This window comes from Enterococcus villorum, assembly GCF_007990225.1.
Lineage (GTDB): Bacteria > Bacillota > Bacilli > Lactobacillales > Enterococcaceae > Enterococcus_B > Enterococcus_B villorum.
The window spans coordinates 146,077-163,033 of the sequence record NZ_BJWF01000002.1 but is presented as its reverse complement, the minus strand read 5'-3'; the positions used below and the strand labels follow the sequence as shown (position 1 = coordinate 163,033).

At 34.4% G+C, this 16,957-nt stretch carries 13 protein-coding genes; 1 reads left to right on the top strand and 12 read right to left on the bottom strand.

Annotated elements, in window-relative coordinates; genetic code table 11:
• Positions 1 to 103: 103 nt before the first annotated feature.
• The 11 genes from EVI01_RS01860 to EVI01_RS01810 all read right to left on the bottom strand — a co-directional run bounded on the left by EVI01_RS01860 (position 104) and on the right by EVI01_RS01810 (position 13,062).
• Positions 104 to 1,495 carry an L-cystine transporter gene (locus EVI01_RS01860; RefSeq protein ID WP_010751992.1) on the bottom strand — a complete coding sequence of 464 codons (1,392 nt, stop codon included), beginning with the start codon at positions 1,493 to 1,495 and terminating at the stop codon, positions 104 to 106.
• 208 nt (positions 1,496 to 1,703) lie between these two features.
• Positions 1,704 to 2,099: a DUF1149 family protein gene (locus EVI01_RS01855; protein WP_010751993.1), complete on the bottom strand. Its 396-nt coding sequence runs from the start codon at positions 2,097 to 2,099 to the stop codon at positions 1,704 to 1,706.
• Between the two features lie 58 nt (positions 2,100 to 2,157).
• Positions 2,158 to 2,778, bottom strand: coding sequence for an HAD-IA family hydrolase (locus EVI01_RS01850; protein ID WP_010751994.1), 621 nt, complete (start codon positions 2,776 to 2,778; stop codon positions 2,158 to 2,160).
• A 63-nt stretch (positions 2,779 to 2,841) separates the two neighbouring features.
• The gene (locus tag EVI01_RS01845; RefSeq protein ID WP_010751995.1) at positions 2,842 to 3,510 is read right to left on the bottom strand and encodes a 2,3-bisphosphoglycerate-dependent phosphoglycerate mutase; all 669 of its coding nucleotides are present in this window, start codon (positions 3,508 to 3,510) and stop codon (positions 2,842 to 2,844) included.
• Positions 3,511 to 3,519: 9 nt separating this feature from the next.
• Positions 3,520 to 3,960 (bottom strand): hypothetical protein, encoded by a 441-nt coding sequence (locus EVI01_RS01840; protein WP_010751996.1) that lies wholly within the window; start codon positions 3,958 to 3,960, stop codon positions 3,520 to 3,522.
• A gap of 59 nt (positions 3,961 to 4,019) precedes the next feature.
• Positions 4,020 to 4,691 carry an LCP family glycopolymer transferase gene (locus tag EVI01_RS01835; RefSeq protein WP_010751997.1) on the bottom strand — a complete coding sequence of 224 codons (672 nt, stop codon included), beginning with the start codon at positions 4,689 to 4,691 and terminating at the stop codon, positions 4,020 to 4,022.
• Positions 4,692 to 5,084: 393 nt separating this feature from the next.
• A complete protein-coding gene (locus EVI01_RS01830; RefSeq protein ID WP_010751998.1) occupies positions 5,085 to 6,824 on the bottom strand; it encodes a DUF4091 domain-containing protein in 1,740 nt (579 codons plus the stop codon).
• 407 nt (positions 6,825 to 7,231) lie between these two features.
• A complete protein-coding gene (locus tag EVI01_RS01825; RefSeq protein ID WP_010751999.1) occupies positions 7,232 to 8,596 on the bottom strand; it encodes a glycoside hydrolase family 1 protein in 1,365 nt (454 codons plus the stop codon).
• A gap of 4 nt (positions 8,597 to 8,600) precedes the next feature.
• A complete protein-coding gene (locus EVI01_RS01820; protein WP_010752000.1) occupies positions 8,601 to 9,476 on the bottom strand; it encodes an ROK family protein in 876 nt (291 codons plus the stop codon).
• Positions 9,477 to 9,489: 13 nt separating this feature from the next.
• Positions 9,490 to 10,842, bottom strand: a complete 1,353-nt coding sequence (locus tag EVI01_RS01815) for a PTS sugar transporter subunit IIC (RefSeq protein WP_010752001.1) — start codon at positions 10,840 to 10,842, stop codon at positions 9,490 to 9,492.
• A gap of 18 nt (positions 10,843 to 10,860) precedes the next feature.
• The gene (locus EVI01_RS01810) at positions 10,861 to 13,062 is read right to left on the bottom strand and encodes a glycoside hydrolase family 3 N-terminal domain-containing protein (RefSeq protein ID WP_010752002.1); all 2,202 of its coding nucleotides are present in this window, start codon (positions 13,060 to 13,062) and stop codon (positions 10,861 to 10,863) included.
• A gap of 165 nt (positions 13,063 to 13,227) precedes the next feature.
• On the opposite strand from EVI01_RS01810, the gene EVI01_RS01805 reads away from it, so the two are divergent.
• Positions 13,228 to 14,403: a helix-turn-helix domain-containing protein gene (locus EVI01_RS01805; RefSeq protein WP_146811502.1), complete on the top strand. Its 1,176-nt coding sequence runs from the start codon at positions 13,228 to 13,230 to the stop codon at positions 14,401 to 14,403.
• Positions 14,404 to 14,542: 139 nt separating this feature from the next.
• Here the strand turns inward: EVI01_RS01805 and EVI01_RS01800 are convergent, their stop codons facing one another.
• Positions 14,543 to 16,753: a putative mucin/carbohydrate-binding domain-containing protein gene (locus EVI01_RS01800; RefSeq protein WP_010752004.1), complete on the bottom strand. Its 2,211-nt coding sequence runs from the start codon at positions 16,751 to 16,753 to the stop codon at positions 14,543 to 14,545.
• Positions 16,754 to 16,957: the final 204 nt, after the last annotated feature.

Here is a 16,957-nt window from a genome sequence, read left to right as displayed (position 1 = left end):
TATTTTTTCACTTTTCGGAATAAAAAATACTTTTTATTTATTCGCATGAAAAAACAGCCTCATTAAAAATGAAGGCTGTCTTTTTTTATTTATTGTTAAATAACTATGCATTAACATCAATTACTTTTGAGTCGTCTTTAATTGCTTCTCGATCCAAATCCTTAATTCTTGCACTTGTCACGATACCAGCTACCATGCTACCACTAACATTAGTTGCCGTACGAGCCATATCAATCAATGGCTCAACTGAGATCACTAACCCAACGATGGCGACTGGTAAATTCATTGCGCCTAAAACGATCAAGGAAGCAAACGTTGCGCCTCCTCCCACACCGGCTACACCAAATGAACTGATCGTTACAATGGCAATCAGCATGAGGATAAATCCAGGGCTAAAGACATTAATACCTGCTGCTGGTGCCACAATGGTTGCTAACATTGCAGGATAAACACCAGCACAGCCGTTTTGACCAATCGATAAGCCAAAACTTGCAGAAAAGTTTGCTGTTGCTTCATCTACTCCTAGAGCTTTTGTCTGTGTTTCAATATTTAATGGCAATGCGCCAGCACTTGATCGAGAAGTGAAAGCAAAACTCAATACTGGAAAGGCCTTTTTAAAGTAATCGATTGGATTTACTTTCACAGACATCAAGATCAGTGAATGAACAATTAACACAGCAAACAATGCAAGATAAGAAGCAAGCACAAATTTCCCTAAATTGACGATGGCGACAAAATCACTAGTAGCCATGACGTTCGTCATTAAGGCAAACACTCCATAAGGTGTTAAACGTAAAACTAAAGTAACAATTCGCATCACTATCTTGTATAAACTATCAATCAAATTGGAAAAGAATTCTGCTTCTTTCGGTGCTTTTCTTTTGATTCCTAAGTAGGCAATTCCTACAAAAGCAGCAAAAATCACGACCCCGATCGTACTCGTAGCACGTGAACCCGCTAAATCAGCAAATACATTTTTAGGGATAAAAGATAAGATTTGTTGTGGGATGGTCATCCCTTCGATTGTTTCTTGTCTTGTTGCTAATTCTGAGATACGAGCTGTTTCAGCTGCTCCTTCTGTGAATTTCGCTCCTTGAAGGCCAAATAATATGGTTGTACCAATACCAATCAATGCTGCAATCGCTGTTGTCGCAAGTAAAGAAGTTAAAACCGTCGCACTGATTTTACCTAGCTTTTCAGAAACTTTCATTTTTGTAAAAGCACCAACGATCGAAACAAAGACGAGTGGCATAATCAGCATTTGTAAGAAACCAACATACCCTTCTCCTACGATATTGATCCATTCCATGGACTGGCTAATCACTTCATTATTGACGCCAAAAATTAGTTGCAATAACCCACCGAAAACGATTCCGATAGCTAATGCTGTATAAACACGTGTTGAAAATTTTGCATGGCGCTTTTGCATACGGTAAAACACATATAATAATGCCGCAAAAACTAGAACCACTAAAACTGTGATGAGTGTTGTCATTTTTTTCCTCCTCTAATTTTTTAATGACAAGTCCATCTAAGGAAGTAAAGGTTCCCGAAAATGATTCTTCAATCATTTTCCTGAAAAAGTATTTTTTTCAGTGACTCACTCATTTTAGACTATTTAGGGAGAAAATACATTCGTTTTGCTTACAATTAGTAATAGAAAAAAACAATTGGTGATAGCTATAAACTATCACCAATTGTTTTTATGCTTCATTTTCTGCTTTTTCTGATTGAAAATTCAATTTCACACCTGGTTGATCCAAAGCAATCTCTGTTACTTCATACGCCATACGTTTGACGATATCAAATAACGGAGCAACTAATTCGTCCACTTCTTCTTGTGTTACATCGTTTTGTCCTTCAATTTTCCGGTTAAGAATATGATTGATTTGGCTAACACTTCCGGATAAAACATATGTATCAAATACTAAACGAAATTCTAGTCGTGCTCCTACAATACTGTGTTCTTTAGGATAATTTTCAATCGTTTCTTTCAATGGCGAAAACCCTACTTTTAAATCTGTCTCGACTTCTTGATCAGGCATTCTTAAATCGTAGTGAAATGCCTCTACTACTTCTTTTTGTCTTTTGATTTCCATCTAATCACTCCTTAATAAAATTATAACACATCCAACTTTGAAAGGGGATACTAATTTGTTATTTTTCTGTCATATCAAGGATTTTAATTAGCTGGTCAACGATATAATCGGCAGAAATATCATCTAAAACGTGATCGTTATCAAACAAACAAGTAGCGACACCAGCATTTTTGCCGGCTTCTATATCCAAACGTCGATCGCCAATCATAATTGTCTCAGATTTTCTTAGCTGATGTCTTTTGATTAAATCATTTAATGAGTCAGGCGCTGGTTTACGCGGAAAATTCCGATCAATTCCTACTACTTCATTGATGTACTCCGACAATTGGAACTTATCCAGTAATTCCCATGTAGATTCTGTCAAGCGATGTGTGAGGATAAAGTGCGATGCTCCCTGTTTTTTTAACGTTTTTAATACTTCTTTTGTCCCTTCAAATGGCTGAGATAATTTGGGACTTTGCGATTCATAATAGTGAAACAAAGGGGTAAACTCTGTTTCATTTAGTTGATAATCTTTTACAAGCTGACGAGTAGAATGCTTTTTCATGATAGGATAAATCTCTTCTTTTTGTACATTAATGCCTAGTTCTTTCATTGCCTTAATTGCACCATTAACCATCGCTGGATAAGTATCAAACAATGTTCCGTCAAAATCCCAAATATAATTTTTTTTATTCATTTACTTCGTTCCTTCAGCTAAAAATATTCACGATTCATTACTTTTATTCGGATTTTTTCTTTTTTAGAGCAATATTTTATCAAAAATTTCTAAATTCGTATTTAATGTATATTCAATTGGCTGAGCATTAGGAATATCAATGGTATCCATTTTATTTTCTGGCACATTTTCTAAATACTTCGTTAAGGCACGTAAACTATTTCCATGTCCTACTACCAATAAATTTTGCTCATCCATTAAACGAGGAGCAAGCTGATCTTCCCATAATGGCATAATCCGCTTAACGGTCATTTCCAAACTTTCACCATGAGAAATTAAGCGTGGATCTAAAAAATCGTAACGACGGTCAAAATGATTTTCTAATGCCAAGGGAGGAACTTCTTTGTATCCTCTGCGCCATTTCTTTACTTGATCTTTCCCATATTCTTTTTTCATCTCTTCTTTATTTTTCCCAACCAGTGCCCCATAATGACGTTCGTTTAGCCGCCAAGTTTTTTCAATTGGCAAATACAACTGCCCCATTTCTTCTAATGCAAGTTGGGAGGTTTTAATGGCTCTTTTTAACACGGATGTATAAACTTTATCAAAAAATAATGCTCTTTCTCTCATTTTCTTTCCTGCGTCAATAGCTTGAATCATTCCTCTTTCTGTTAATGCCACATCCAACCAACCTGTCCAATAATTTTCAAAGTTTGCCTCACTTTCGCCATGACGGAGTAAAACTAATTTCATTTTTCTCACCTAAACTTTCGTTTCAAATTGTGTCCCACATTTTTTACAAGTCACTCGAATTTTTCCCTTTCCTTGAGGCGCTCGTTGATTTTGTTGGCATGTTGGACACGAAAAGAAAGTATAACGCATCACCTTTTCATTCGCTCGTTTCTTGTTTATTAAACGAAACAAAGTTTTTTTCCAATGATCAGTTTTATGGAGAAATGTTTGATTTTCATTCAATCTGGGATATATTTTTTTTGAAAGATAACGATAAGACAGCAATACAAAGAAAACCATTGCTAGAATATACCCCATTGAAAATGGTAACCAAAAACGAAACAAAATAAAAAACAAGGCTAGAATAAGCAATGTGCGATTAAGAGCATCAAATTTTGCATATCTTCCTCGCATCAATTGCTTATATTTTCTTCTACCTTCTATTAGGCGCTGTAGCCAAATTTGTGTCATAATAAAACTCCTCCTATTATTAGGTCTATTATGTCAAAAAAAGACAAAAAGAAAAAGCTTTAATTTGCTTTTTCCATGGTTAATTGATGGAGTACATTGCGATTTTTAGTAAAATCAATGACAATGACTTTCTTCTCATGTTCTCTTTTTACGACTCGGAACGTATCATCTAACGGCAGAATTAGTTTTTTTGATGATCTTTCCTTCAATCGAATAAATCGCCGTATCAACGATAAAAGCTGTGTGAATTGTATAGAGGTATGCAACAAATTTGGATGCCTTTTCAATAATTGTGCAATTTTGAATAGATGGCGCTTTTTCCCAATTTCATTTAAAAAACTTTTCAGAATCCTTTGTTGTCTTTGAAAAATCGAAAAAGAATTTTTCTCATCTATTTTGTAACGCATCTGTTCCTGTAAATCTTTGGTAGACAGATGAAGTAATTGTTCATTCTCTTTAATTTTTAATCCATTAGGAAATAGTTCTGTCATGACTTTATCCCAGCTTGTTAAGGAAAGTTCTAGGTATTCTTTTACCGGTAATTCTAATTCTTTATTGAAAAAAAGTAAAAGCTTAGCCAAACCTTCTCTTTGATAAATTTCCCCCAAGGTTTGTCCTTCTAAATGAAACTCTGGCGAAAAATGCAGTAAAGTTTTCCCCTCATTTAATTGAACATAAAGAAATGTCGAACGATCCATCACTTTGTCCTTTAAAACAACTAAAACATTCATTTTTCTCCCCCTTATCATTTTAAAAATAGCATATTTTTGTAAAGTTGTCTGTTAATAATAAAGGGCTTCATAAAAATTTAGAAAATCACTCAATTGTTGTTTGTTCAAAAAGAATAATTTGTTATTTTTCCTTTTCTTCCGGTCTACCTTTAGCTTCATCTCTTATCTATATTGGTGATATTCCGTCATTCTTACTATTTGTTTAAGCAAATAAACAAAAGAAGGTCGAACATGGAAAAAACAATAAATAATCCCCTATTTCCTCAATCAAAACAAGCCGAAGAGACGTGAAAATATTGGATTTTTCCGTCTTCTTCCGCTTGTTTTACCCACAATTACTCGTCGTGGTTTATTCTTGGAATTTACTCCTAACACTTTCTTTGTTGTTTAGCTTTAGATACTCGCTTTTTCTTTGGTTTTGGCATCTATCTTTGAAAGAAGCAAATCAACCAGTTGTGTTCTAAATTCTTCGTAAAAGATGTTTTCTTGATTAAATAATAATGGATTACTTGTATGGCTATCACTCATCCATTCTCTTGGCTCATCACTACCTAAAAAGTCATGAATCAATTGTTGTGTTTTGGCTTCATTATACTTTTCCGCCTGTTTAATCAAATAAAAATCTTCTATTCCTCGTTGCAACTGTTTATACCGTAAAGATAGCAATAGATGACCAGAATAGCTTGGATAAATCAGACAGGTATCACCGATTGGTAAAGAACTTGTATTATAGCGAATATCTTCTCGTACATTTTCAGGCCAGCAATTATATGCCCAGCGAAGCATGCCATTTGTTTTGAAACAATGAGCTAGAACGCCTTGAATCCTAGTTTCTAATAATGGACTATGCAAAAATGTATTTGGTCGATTAGGATAATTACAAATATAATATTGCGTTTTTCCAGAATGACTTTGTGATAACTGCTGATAATTGTTGCAGGTACAGTAAAAGGAAGTCACAGGATAATCAATATCCGGCAATAATTGTTCTAATACATTTTCTTTATCAAAAGCTACTTTAATTTGTACATTTTTATCAACTGATTTTAGTTCAGATAACGAAGCTTTAAAGGTTGTCACTTCATGAATCTTTGGTTCATCAGAAAGAATCCTTACTTTATCCCATACGCCAATTTCTTTGAAATGTTCAAATAATAATTTGAAATATGTTTTTAATTCGGTTTTGCTTTCGATAAATGACATCTTTTGACAAGCTTCATCAAAATAACGAACCACGATTTTCTCTGGATAGTCCAATTTTTTGATCAATGGGAAAAATGGTGGTTGCCAAACACCCAATAACCCAAAAACATCAATTTCTTGGTCAATACCTGCTTTGGACATACACTTTAAATATCGATCTAAAATAGAGAAATCACAAACCAATTCCCCATTTTGATCTTTTCTTACTTTAATCATTGAATATTCATATAAGTTCGCTGGATAATCTTTAACGATATAATTGAACCAGCCTTTCCAAGGGATTTCTCCAGCAATCACGGTCACCGCCTTTTGTCCAATTTTAGCTAAGCTTTCTGCCATCTCCTGAATCAAATCAAAATGGGCATCACTCCATAAAGGTACTTGAAAGCTACGAGCCAAATTAGAAGGTTGCTGCCAAATATCCAAGTTAAACTCTTGTGTCACATTTTCTGGAAAACAATAATTAGACACTTCCATTTTTAATTTTTTTGTCAATACAACTTCATCACTTGCTGTAAGATGCGAACGATAAAGAGTGATTTCTAAAGAGTAAGTCCCTGCTTTTATTTCAGAATCTAAAGGAAATTCAAGATAAATCGGCGCATAGCGATCTCCTGAATAAGTTTTACTTGTTTGTTCTAGTAATTTATCTGCATATAAAATGTCTTGATTGCCCAAATAGTAATCAATAAATTGTGCTTTTACCGGCAAGTCAGACCGAATAGCGACACGATAAATCGGTACCTCGATGGCATCTGGTATAGAAAATTCTTGTGTCAAAACAAAATGATTTTTCATCCCATCATGTAAGAGCAATTGACAAGCATTGTTACTGTTTTTATATAGAGTTAATTGTTCTATTTCTTTTGGTTTTTCAGCTATTAAACGATTGGACGCTTTATAACTTTCATGGACAAGATAAGCCTTCATTTCTTTCCCCTCCTTGGGTTGTTTCAATTCCGTCAGTCATTGTATAAATCGAAAAGGCATTGTTTTTTTCATTTACTGTTGTACCCACTATAGTAAAATCTCTCACGACTAAAATCACGAATATTCTTGATTAATTGATAAGGTCATTCTGATTGTTTTATAAAAATCATTGCGTATTAGTTAAGTGCCTTCTCATATATAAATAAATTTCCTTCTATCAGAAATCGCTTCTAAAAATTATTTGCAAAAAAAGGATCTCCCGTGGGATCCTTTTTTACTTTAACCCATTTGACAAAAATCATTTAAATCCTAAAGTAATATTTTTGCTTGTCTTCAAACATATTTCCTGTGAATGGAATATAGTATCTATTTCCTCTTACAAGAAAAAGTTATCTTTTGCTCAGTCACTAATCTTCCAAACCATTTTTTGCGATCACCTTTTGATACCAGTAAAAGCTATCTTTTTTATAACGAGCTAGGTCAAATAATTCTTCATCTGTGCGATTAACATAAATAAAACCATAACGTTTCTTTATCCCTTCGTGAGTGCTGATTAAATCAATGGCACTCCACGGACAATAGCCTAGCATTTCTACCCCATCTTCAATTGCTAGTTCCATTTGTTGGATATGTTTTTGTAAGTAATCTATGCGGTAATCGTCATGTACTTTGCCATCTTCCAATTGTTCGGATGCACCGATTCCATTTTCAGTCACCAGTAATGGTAAACGATAACGTGAATAAATTTCATTTAATGTAAAACGGAAGCCTTCTGGATCAATGGGCCAGCCAAATTCTGTCATTGGCAAATTGGTGTTTTCTACCGTTTGGAAAAAACCAGGAATACCAAAACCAGATTGTTGGTCTATTTTTTGTTCTTTGTCAAAGTAGCTAGAAACGGTCATCGTATTATAATAATTAAAAGCAATATAATCACAGGTTCCTTCAGCTAAAATCTGTTGATCACCCTCATTAAAGGTTGGTGCTGCTCCGATTTTTTCTAACAGATGCCAAGCATTATGATTATATTTACCAAAAACTGCAACATCTAAAAATAACCAATTTCTAAGCGCGCTCATATATAAAGCTGCCATTTGGTCTTCTGGTTTATCAGATGCAGGATAGACACTGGCAATATTAGGTGCCGGTCCAATTTTACCACCATAGTTTCCGTTATGGTAGTTCTTAGTGACTAGCGCTTGCGCCACTAACATATGATGATTTTCTTGAAATTTCTCTTTCATGCTTTTGTTACTTGTCCCAATGATCGAACCTGCTAATGCCATTACATTTTGTTCGTTAATTGTTTGCCACAAAGGAACATCTTGACCAAAGTTGTCAAATAATACTTGGCAATAATCAGCAAAAGCCTTAATTGTTTCTCGATTTTCCCAACCCCCTTTTTCTGCAATATAAACGGGCAAATCAAAATGAAAAACAGTGGCAATTGGCTGGATATCATTTTCAATTAATAAACCGATCAAGCGTTTATAAAAATTGATTCCTTCTTGATTGATTACCCCATCCGGCATCACTCGACTCCATGAAATGGAGAAACGGTAAGCTTTTAATCCTAGTTCTTTAAACAAACGAACATCTTCTTCGTAACGATGGTAGTGATCAGCCGCCACTTTAAAATCCGTCGTGCCTTCTGGAATATCTTTGACATCTTGAACAGAAGGACCTTTCCCATCTTCATTCCAAGCCCCTTCTACTTGATACGCACTGGTAGAAGCCCCCCATAAAAAATCATTTGGAAATATTTTTTTCATTCTTTCAGCTCTCCTTTATGGATGCGCCAATTAAATTAGCATCCGCTTGAAATTTTGCCGCTTCAATCGTCATGGGTTTAAGTGTTTTTTTAATAATAGGCGCTATTTCAAATAACGATTGATATGCTTTTTGAATGGTTTGAATCAAATAGTGTTGTTGACTGATCCCACCACCAATCACAATTTTTTCTACATCTAAAATTGTTTGTAGATTAAAACAAAGGACTGCTACATCTTTACAATAACGATTAAATAATTCTTTAGCAGCTTCATTTTCACTATTTTTTAGCGTGAGAAAAACTATTTCTCCATCATTTTCTACAATCAACAATTTTGCTAGCTTATTGATGAGAAAAACGGCTGAAAGACCCATGCCCACAAATGAATCGGCACCTGTCATTTGTCGATCACGGATCAAAAAACTAATTTCTCCCGCCTGATAATGGGTTCCTTTATAAAGTTGACCATTGATACAAATGCCCATACCGACGCCCGTACCTAAAATAATGGCAGCCCCGTTTGGAACATCTTTCAAGTTGCCATACTTCATTTCACAAGCAGTAGCGGCTTTTGCATCGTTTTCTACTGTGATTTCGACGTTTTCCAACTTCAAGCAAGATTTCAAATCAATTTGATCAAGATAAGGAACAGCCCCCCCGAAGAAGACTGTTCCTGACTTATCCACTGATCCAGGTACCGAAAACGCAATTTTGCGAATCGATTGGATCTGCTTGTATTTATCTATAATTTCAATGATTAATTGTTGAAATTCTTCTTTTTTCTTTGGGGTTGGAAAACGTTTTTTATAAGAAATTCCGGTTTGATGGATCAACGCAGTTTTAATCATCGTTCCACCAATATCAATTCCTAAAACACTCATTTTCTTTCCTCCATTACGCTTGAATTTCTTCTGTAATGACTCCGTCCATTGATTCTTTTTCTTTTTTTATTTTCGCTTCTGCTGCTAATTCCAATTCGTATTCTTTCTTATCTGCGATTTTAATAAATGGATACCACATAAGGATCCCAATTCCCATACAGATAACCATTAAGATTGTGTAATTCAATCCACCAGAAAATGGCATTTTAATAAATGTTGGTGTTGTCCAAGGCAATAAACTCATCGTAGGATTTAGAGAAATTGGTAAAATCGTTGTTGCTAATCCCCACGTCACAAATCCAGCAATTAATTGTGCAAATACTTGCGGGATAAAGAATAAAGGATTCAAGATAATTGGCATTCCAAACATAACTGGCTCAGTAATGTTAAAGATTGATGGAATAAATGATAGTTTACCTAATTGTTTCATCTTAGCAGATTTACTACGGATCATTGTGAAAGTAACGAATCCCATGAAGCCAGCGGCATACATTCCCATATAAATAACCGAAGGAATCAAATATGGTAATTCTTGACCTTGTTGGTAAGCACCAATATTTGATACGATCATCGTCATACTGATTGCGCCAAGAGGTCCTTGCAACACGGCATTATGAATACCGAAGAACCAAAGTATTGCTAGTAATTCCATGATGATAATGATAGATAATGGACTAGCAACAAGTGAATTAAGAGGTGCATTAATCACATCAATAAAGAATTGGAAAATAGAACCAGAGCCTGTAAGTCCAAACAATACACGTACGATAAAGACACAAACAAAAATAATTGTTACTACAAATACTGGTGCTAAGGATTGCGTAACCATTGGTGGCACACTCTCCGGTAATTTAAGGACAATGTTTTGTTTTGCTAGAAAAGCATAAAAATGAGTAACAACTAATGCGACGATCATTCCAATAAATAATCCTTGACCGCCTAAGAAGTCTAAGCGTAAAGCCGCAATTGATGAATCAACTGCTTTCCCATCTTGCATGACTAACGTTGCTACTGTTTGTGGCATTAACATGATAAAACTAGCTAAAGAAATAATTGCTGCATTTCGTTCATTTGTGCCAAGTTGTTTGGCGTATGAAAAAGCTAAACTATACACTACATAAAGTGAAAAAACACCAGTTGCACCATTGGTAATGGCTTCCACATGTTCATATACATGAATTGAAGTTAAATAATCGGTCCAACCAGGAATAGGAAAGTTCCCTACAATTGTAATCAAAGCAATCCCAAGAGTGATTGGACTTGTTCGAATAAATCCTTCCATTAATGCAGCTAATACTTTATTTTGTTGCAATTTTTGTGATAATGGCAATAACTTACTACTTAAAAACCCTTCTAATTTTTCCATTATATTCCCCTCCAGTTTTTATAATTCCAAATGTGATACTTTTTCTACCCCTGCAATATCTAAATAGAAATGATACGTCCCTTTTTCCAACCACTCCTTACCATTATTATCGATAACCGTTAAGTCCGAAATAGGAATTTTTATTTTTAGTTGTTTTTCTTCTTGTCTATTTAAGTAGACTCGCTGACTGCCGACCAATCGTTTATTTGGTCGAACAATTGCAGATGATTCTTGATGCAAATAGATATGTGCCACTGTTTCAGCTGCAAAAGAAGAAATATTTTTAACAAGATAATCCAATTCAATCTGTTGATCTACTTTTTTACTTACTAATAAATTGCTTTCAAATTCTGCGTAACTTTTTCCTGTACCGAATTTAAACAATGGCTCATTTGATTCATCAAGATATTTTGAGATAAAGCGATCAGAATGTGTGCCGCTCTCTAGTGGTCTTCCTGTTGAATACTGTGCAAAATAGATCGGAACCTGCCCTTCACTTCTTGGGAAAGTCATAGCTAAACGCCCAGAAGGACTGGTTTTTCCTGCCAATAAATTCGCAATGCCCACGCCTCCCATTGTTCCAGGGAACCAAGTAAGTAATAAACTATCAAAGTACTGTTCCACTTCCGTCAAGACTAACGGACGACCTGTATACAGTATACCTACAATAGGTTTGTTTAATTCACGTAATTTTTTTATTAAACGCTGTTGCTTCAAAGGTATTCTTAGATGTGCTTTTGAAGCACCTTCGCCACTTTCAATGAATTGCTCACCAAAAGTTAATAAAATGACATCTGAATCTTTTGCAACCACTAACGCTTCATCAATTAATTTTTCTGCTTCTTCAATTGGTCCATTTAACATTTCCATCCCTTTTTTCAAAGGCCCGAACCCTTCATAGGAATCAAATAAATTATAGCCTTTGGCAAATGCTAGCTGATTGGATTCAAAATGTTGGCTTAATCCTTCTTCTAAGGTAACTGTATCTTGTGGTTTCCCACTAACAGAAGCCCAAAAACCTAATGTTAATCGGCTCTTTCCATATGGTCCAATTACCGCAATTTTTTTATCTTTTTTTAGTGGTAGAGTGCCATCATTTTTTAAAAGAACGCAACTTTTTTCTACAAGTTCAATGGCTGTCTTTTTGGCTTGATCTGTTAATATTTCGCCAGTATTTTCTTCTTCTAAGCCACGAAATGGGTGTTCAAACAAACCAAGTTTATTTTTTAATGTTAAGATTCGCCACACCGCTTCATCAAGTAGCATCATAAAATGAGGATCTTCTACTAATTCCGATAAGTGATTCGCATAAATGGACGTCATCATGTCCAAATCGACCCCTGCTAATAACGCTTTTCTTGCTGCATCTCTTTTGTCTTTCGCATATCCATGTGGAATTAATTCTTTAATGGCCGCGTAATCGGAAACTAATAAGCCTTCAAACCCAAAACGCCCTCGTAAGATATCCCGATTCAACCATTCGTTGCCAGTAGCAGGCACACCATTTAATAAGTTAAATGCGGTCATAACTAATTCACAATTTGCCTCAATGGCTGCTTGGTAAGGCTGAAGATATTCATTAAACAATCGTTGATTAGACATATCTACTGTATTATATTCGCGTCCTGCCTCTGGAGCACCATAAGCCGCAAAATGCTTCAAGCAAGCTGCTACATGGTTTTTAGGCACCTGCGTCCCACTTTCTCCTTGATAGCCTTCCACTATATTTTTGGCAAACTCTTTGGCTGTATAAACATCTTCTCCTGGAGATTCCATCACTCTTCCCCAGCGAGGATCACGTGATAGATCTAACATCGGTGAAAATAAGACATGTAAGCCGCTTAAGTAACTTTCCTTTGCTGTTAATTCCGCTGCTTTTTTAATCAGATCGAAATCATATGAACCAACTTGTGCAAGTGGCATTGGAAAAATTGTCCGAAACCCATAGATGACATCTGACATAAACAACATAGGAATTTTATGTTTACTGTTTTCCAAGACTTTTACTTGCAACTCTTTTAGTTTTTGAGGATCATTTACATTGTAAATCGATCCAAGCTCATAGACATTTAGGTCCTTAGGCAATCCAAGTTCTTCCATTGGACCCGTGTTCATTACGTCATTTTCGATGATGACACTGCCGTTCAATTGGATCGTTTGTGCAATTTTATCTTGGACGGTTAAATTTTTAAATAATGTTTGTAACTCAGATGTTTTCATTAGAACCTCCTTTTTGTAACCGCTTTACGAGATTGATTATAGAGGATAAAAAACACATTTTATATAAAAAATCACTGATTTATATCAAAAAATTAATGCGATAGAAAAATAATTAATGTAAGATAAACAAAGAATCATTTTTAACATAAGGGGGAGTCTTTTGTAATGAACATTGAGAGTGTTAAATTGACTATGGATCTTTTGTATCAAAAATTTCTTATTCCGATGATCCTATTTGATGAAGAAGGAAAATTGATTTATCCAGAAGGGTCGGAAGAATTAGAAGATTCTGTAAAAAAACACATCACCTTTAAAAAATCTGAACGAATTCAACTGTATAATATGAAAACCTATCTATATGGTCATTTCTCGTTTCAAGCTGAACAAAAAAAATTCCATATGATTGTTGGGCCTTGTGGCGTGATCGGCTCTAAAGAAACTTCTTGCTTTTTTATGGGGCATGAATATCATTACGACATTCACTATTCAAAAGAAGACAAGTATTCATTTGAAGAATACATTCAACTTTTATACACAATCCTGACACAAAAAGCTACAACAAAAGAGGATTTTCTTTGGTCTTTCCAACAATCAGAAGATAAGAAAAGTCTACATACTGATCATAGTTTTGAAAATAATATTTATGACCGACGAGTGCATAAGGAAACATTTGACTCCTATCATTTTGAATTGCGCTATTTAGATTATATTAAACGCAATGAACCTGAAAAAGTAATTTGGATTTTCAATAAAATGAAAGAAACTTATAAAGTAGCTTTATCTCCTTTTGAATTAGAAGGACTAAAGTTGAAATTCGCTGCTTTTGTCGCTATCGTTACTCGAATGAGCATCGAAGAAGGCGTCCCAATCAATCAAGCGTTTGGTCTCTCTGATTCTTTAATACAAGGTCTGGTTCACATCCATTCAGCCAATGAATGCTTGCAATACATGAAAGAAGCAACTTACCGCTTTATGGAATTACTTCACAGCTATCCGTTAGCAGAAAAATCACTCTTAGTAAAAACAATTGTCAATCATATTGACAACCATTTATATGAGCGTGTTACAATCGATGAACTCGCAGCAATTACTGAAAAACATAAAAATCATTTATGCAGTCATTTTAAAAAGGAAATGGGAACCACTGTCCATCGCTACATTCAAGAGAAAAAAATTAGTGAAGCGAAACATTTACTGCTATTTACTGATCACTCCTATGATGAAGTCGGCAATCTCCTTGCATTTTCTAGTCAAAGTCATTTTATTCAATCATTTAAAAAAATAACTGGTTATACACCAAAAGAATACAAAAGCCTCCACTATGCTCATTCATTAGTTTAAAAAGTTGCTTTTCTTATTATACGGTTATTTAACAAAAAGAACATTCAGAATTTAAAAAATTCTGAATGTTCTTTTAATAAAGACGTCTAAGTGTATTTATTTATTGAAAAAACGATGTCTTTTATTCCAAAATTCATTTTTATCTAAATAAAATACCATATTTTGTCATATAGGTCTCTCGATTTTCTATGTGTTGAATGGCTGCGTACAGCTGTTTTTTCAACGTCGATTTTTCCAATGGTATTGGATAATATCTTTCTTGCGCGATCAGTTCCTTACCCAAGACATCAATTTTTTCCGTAATTTTTTTATCCAGGTCGTTCATTACCACTTGATTTTGCAAACCTAAATCTGTCAACACCCAGCGATTTATATTTTGCGTGCGATCAATCATTTCTTCAGAAGAAGTTAATCGATTCTTCGTTTCTGCGTGATAGATTTCAATCACATCTCCTTTTTGTAAGGAAATGTTCACTTCCTCTACTTTAGCGTTCGTTCCTTCTACATTTTTTGTATATTTTAAATTTCCCTCTCTATCTTTTATAGAGACGGTTAAATAAGTTTCTCCTACAAAATAAACATGAGGTGATTCGCGTGTAATTGACACACTCACTTCTTGGTCGTTTAAATTTGTGGTCAGTGAACCAAAATAGGTATCTCCAAGACCAAGAAAATCAATTTGTTGATTAGCTAAACTGCTAATTTTTATTTTCTTCATGTCAATGGTTTCATGATTTTGTGTTTCTTTAACATATACATACACATTTTGTGGAATAAATTCTTTCATTTTTGCGCCGCTAAATTCCAAATGATAAATGCCGTTAGGAATATTTTTGAAAGTCATTTGCTTGCCTTGGATGGTTTGGCTAGCAATCTCTTTGGCGCCATCTTTTAATCTTACTTTTATGCCAGATAAGTCACTGATATTCTCCGTTTCTAATTGAACCGTCAGATCACCTGCTAGGTTTAATGCTGCAATTTCATCATTTCTTACCATCTCAAAATTTGAATTAATTAAATAAGAAGGATCCACCAACGCACGTGCGCGTGTTAGTTGACTTTCAGGAACAACATCTGCTAAAGAAGCCACTGCTGGATAGCCAGAAAAACGATTTTTTTCTGCTTGATTTTTTTCAAGCGAGATTCCCCATCTTTCTAAAACTGGTGTAAAATCTTGTTTTGAATTGTCACTATAAATGCGATTCATTAATTCGGGTAATGGGTAATCCTCCCGTTTAAAGTTTGGTTGTTTAACCAATTGTCGATATTCTTGATACATTTTAGTAAAAGAATCATCTCCTGCTTTTTGTTTCAACAAAGACAGTAAAATAAGTTTTTGTCGGTGACTTGCGACAGCATAAGTTCCATCTTGTTTCATCATTAAATCGTATAACTCTTTTTCAACTTGTTCCTTCTTACCATAATCAAATAACCAACCATTTTGATCTGCCGCTTTGCCATATTTACTATATTGATACTGCGTTCCAAATAAATTATTGGAGACTTCACCAGTGTACATACCTACACCATCAAATCCTGCTTGGTAACCATGAGCAATTTCATGTAAACTTCCCCAACTATTTTTAGTTAACCACATGTCAACGGTATCTTCACTATTCGCTGTCCATCTACTTCCATAATACGCTCCCCCTGGGCCGGATTTGTCTGCTTTCAAAAAGTAACGGTTCTCTCCATTTTGATTTTCTTTTGTCGAACCATCAAAACCAGCTATTTGATTGTATAAAGAAAATATATCAGTATAATAGTCAATCACTTCATCTAACGAATGAAAATCTTTTAAATTCCGAGTAATTTCTTTGTCTTTTTTAGGAATAAACAATTGAAAATCTGGTCCTTTAACTAAAGCAAATTCACTATCATATTGATCCCACGTACCAAAAAAACTTTGTTCACTTTTATTGTATTCGTAAATAGGTAGTGGTTTTTGTGTTTTCGAATCAACCACTTCATATTCAATTTGTGCGGATACGCTTTCATAAGGTGTATCGATAAAAGGAACTAATGGAATATCAGCACTAATGCTTACCCACTGCGAACCTACATCCATACTTTTTTCAACTGAATTATCATTTCCTAATAATCTAAGTTTTAAGTTCGCTTTAAAATTCGTGTTTGTTTGTCTTACCTTTAAAACGGTGTTTTCTCTAAGTATAAAGCCTAAATCCTGACGATCGTGTTCTTTTCCTTTACTCATCCCTGCATCAAATATCCATGTAGGTTCTGAGATACTAAAGATTTCCTTTTTGACAATCTCTTGTGCATGAACATTTACCGAAAAGAAACAACCAAAAAACAACAAATAAAATAAATTAAAAAAACACTTCTTCATAAAAAAATCCCCTGTCTAGTTATTTTAAATAACATAATAAATAAATACATTATAATATTATGTATGATTTCATTATAATGCAAATTTATTTTTAAGCAATAAAATACCAAAAATAAACAACATTATTTAATGTAAATCAAAAAGAAGGCATTTTCCTCCCCATCAAAATCACACATAAAAAAACGATAGTTAGTAATAAAATAA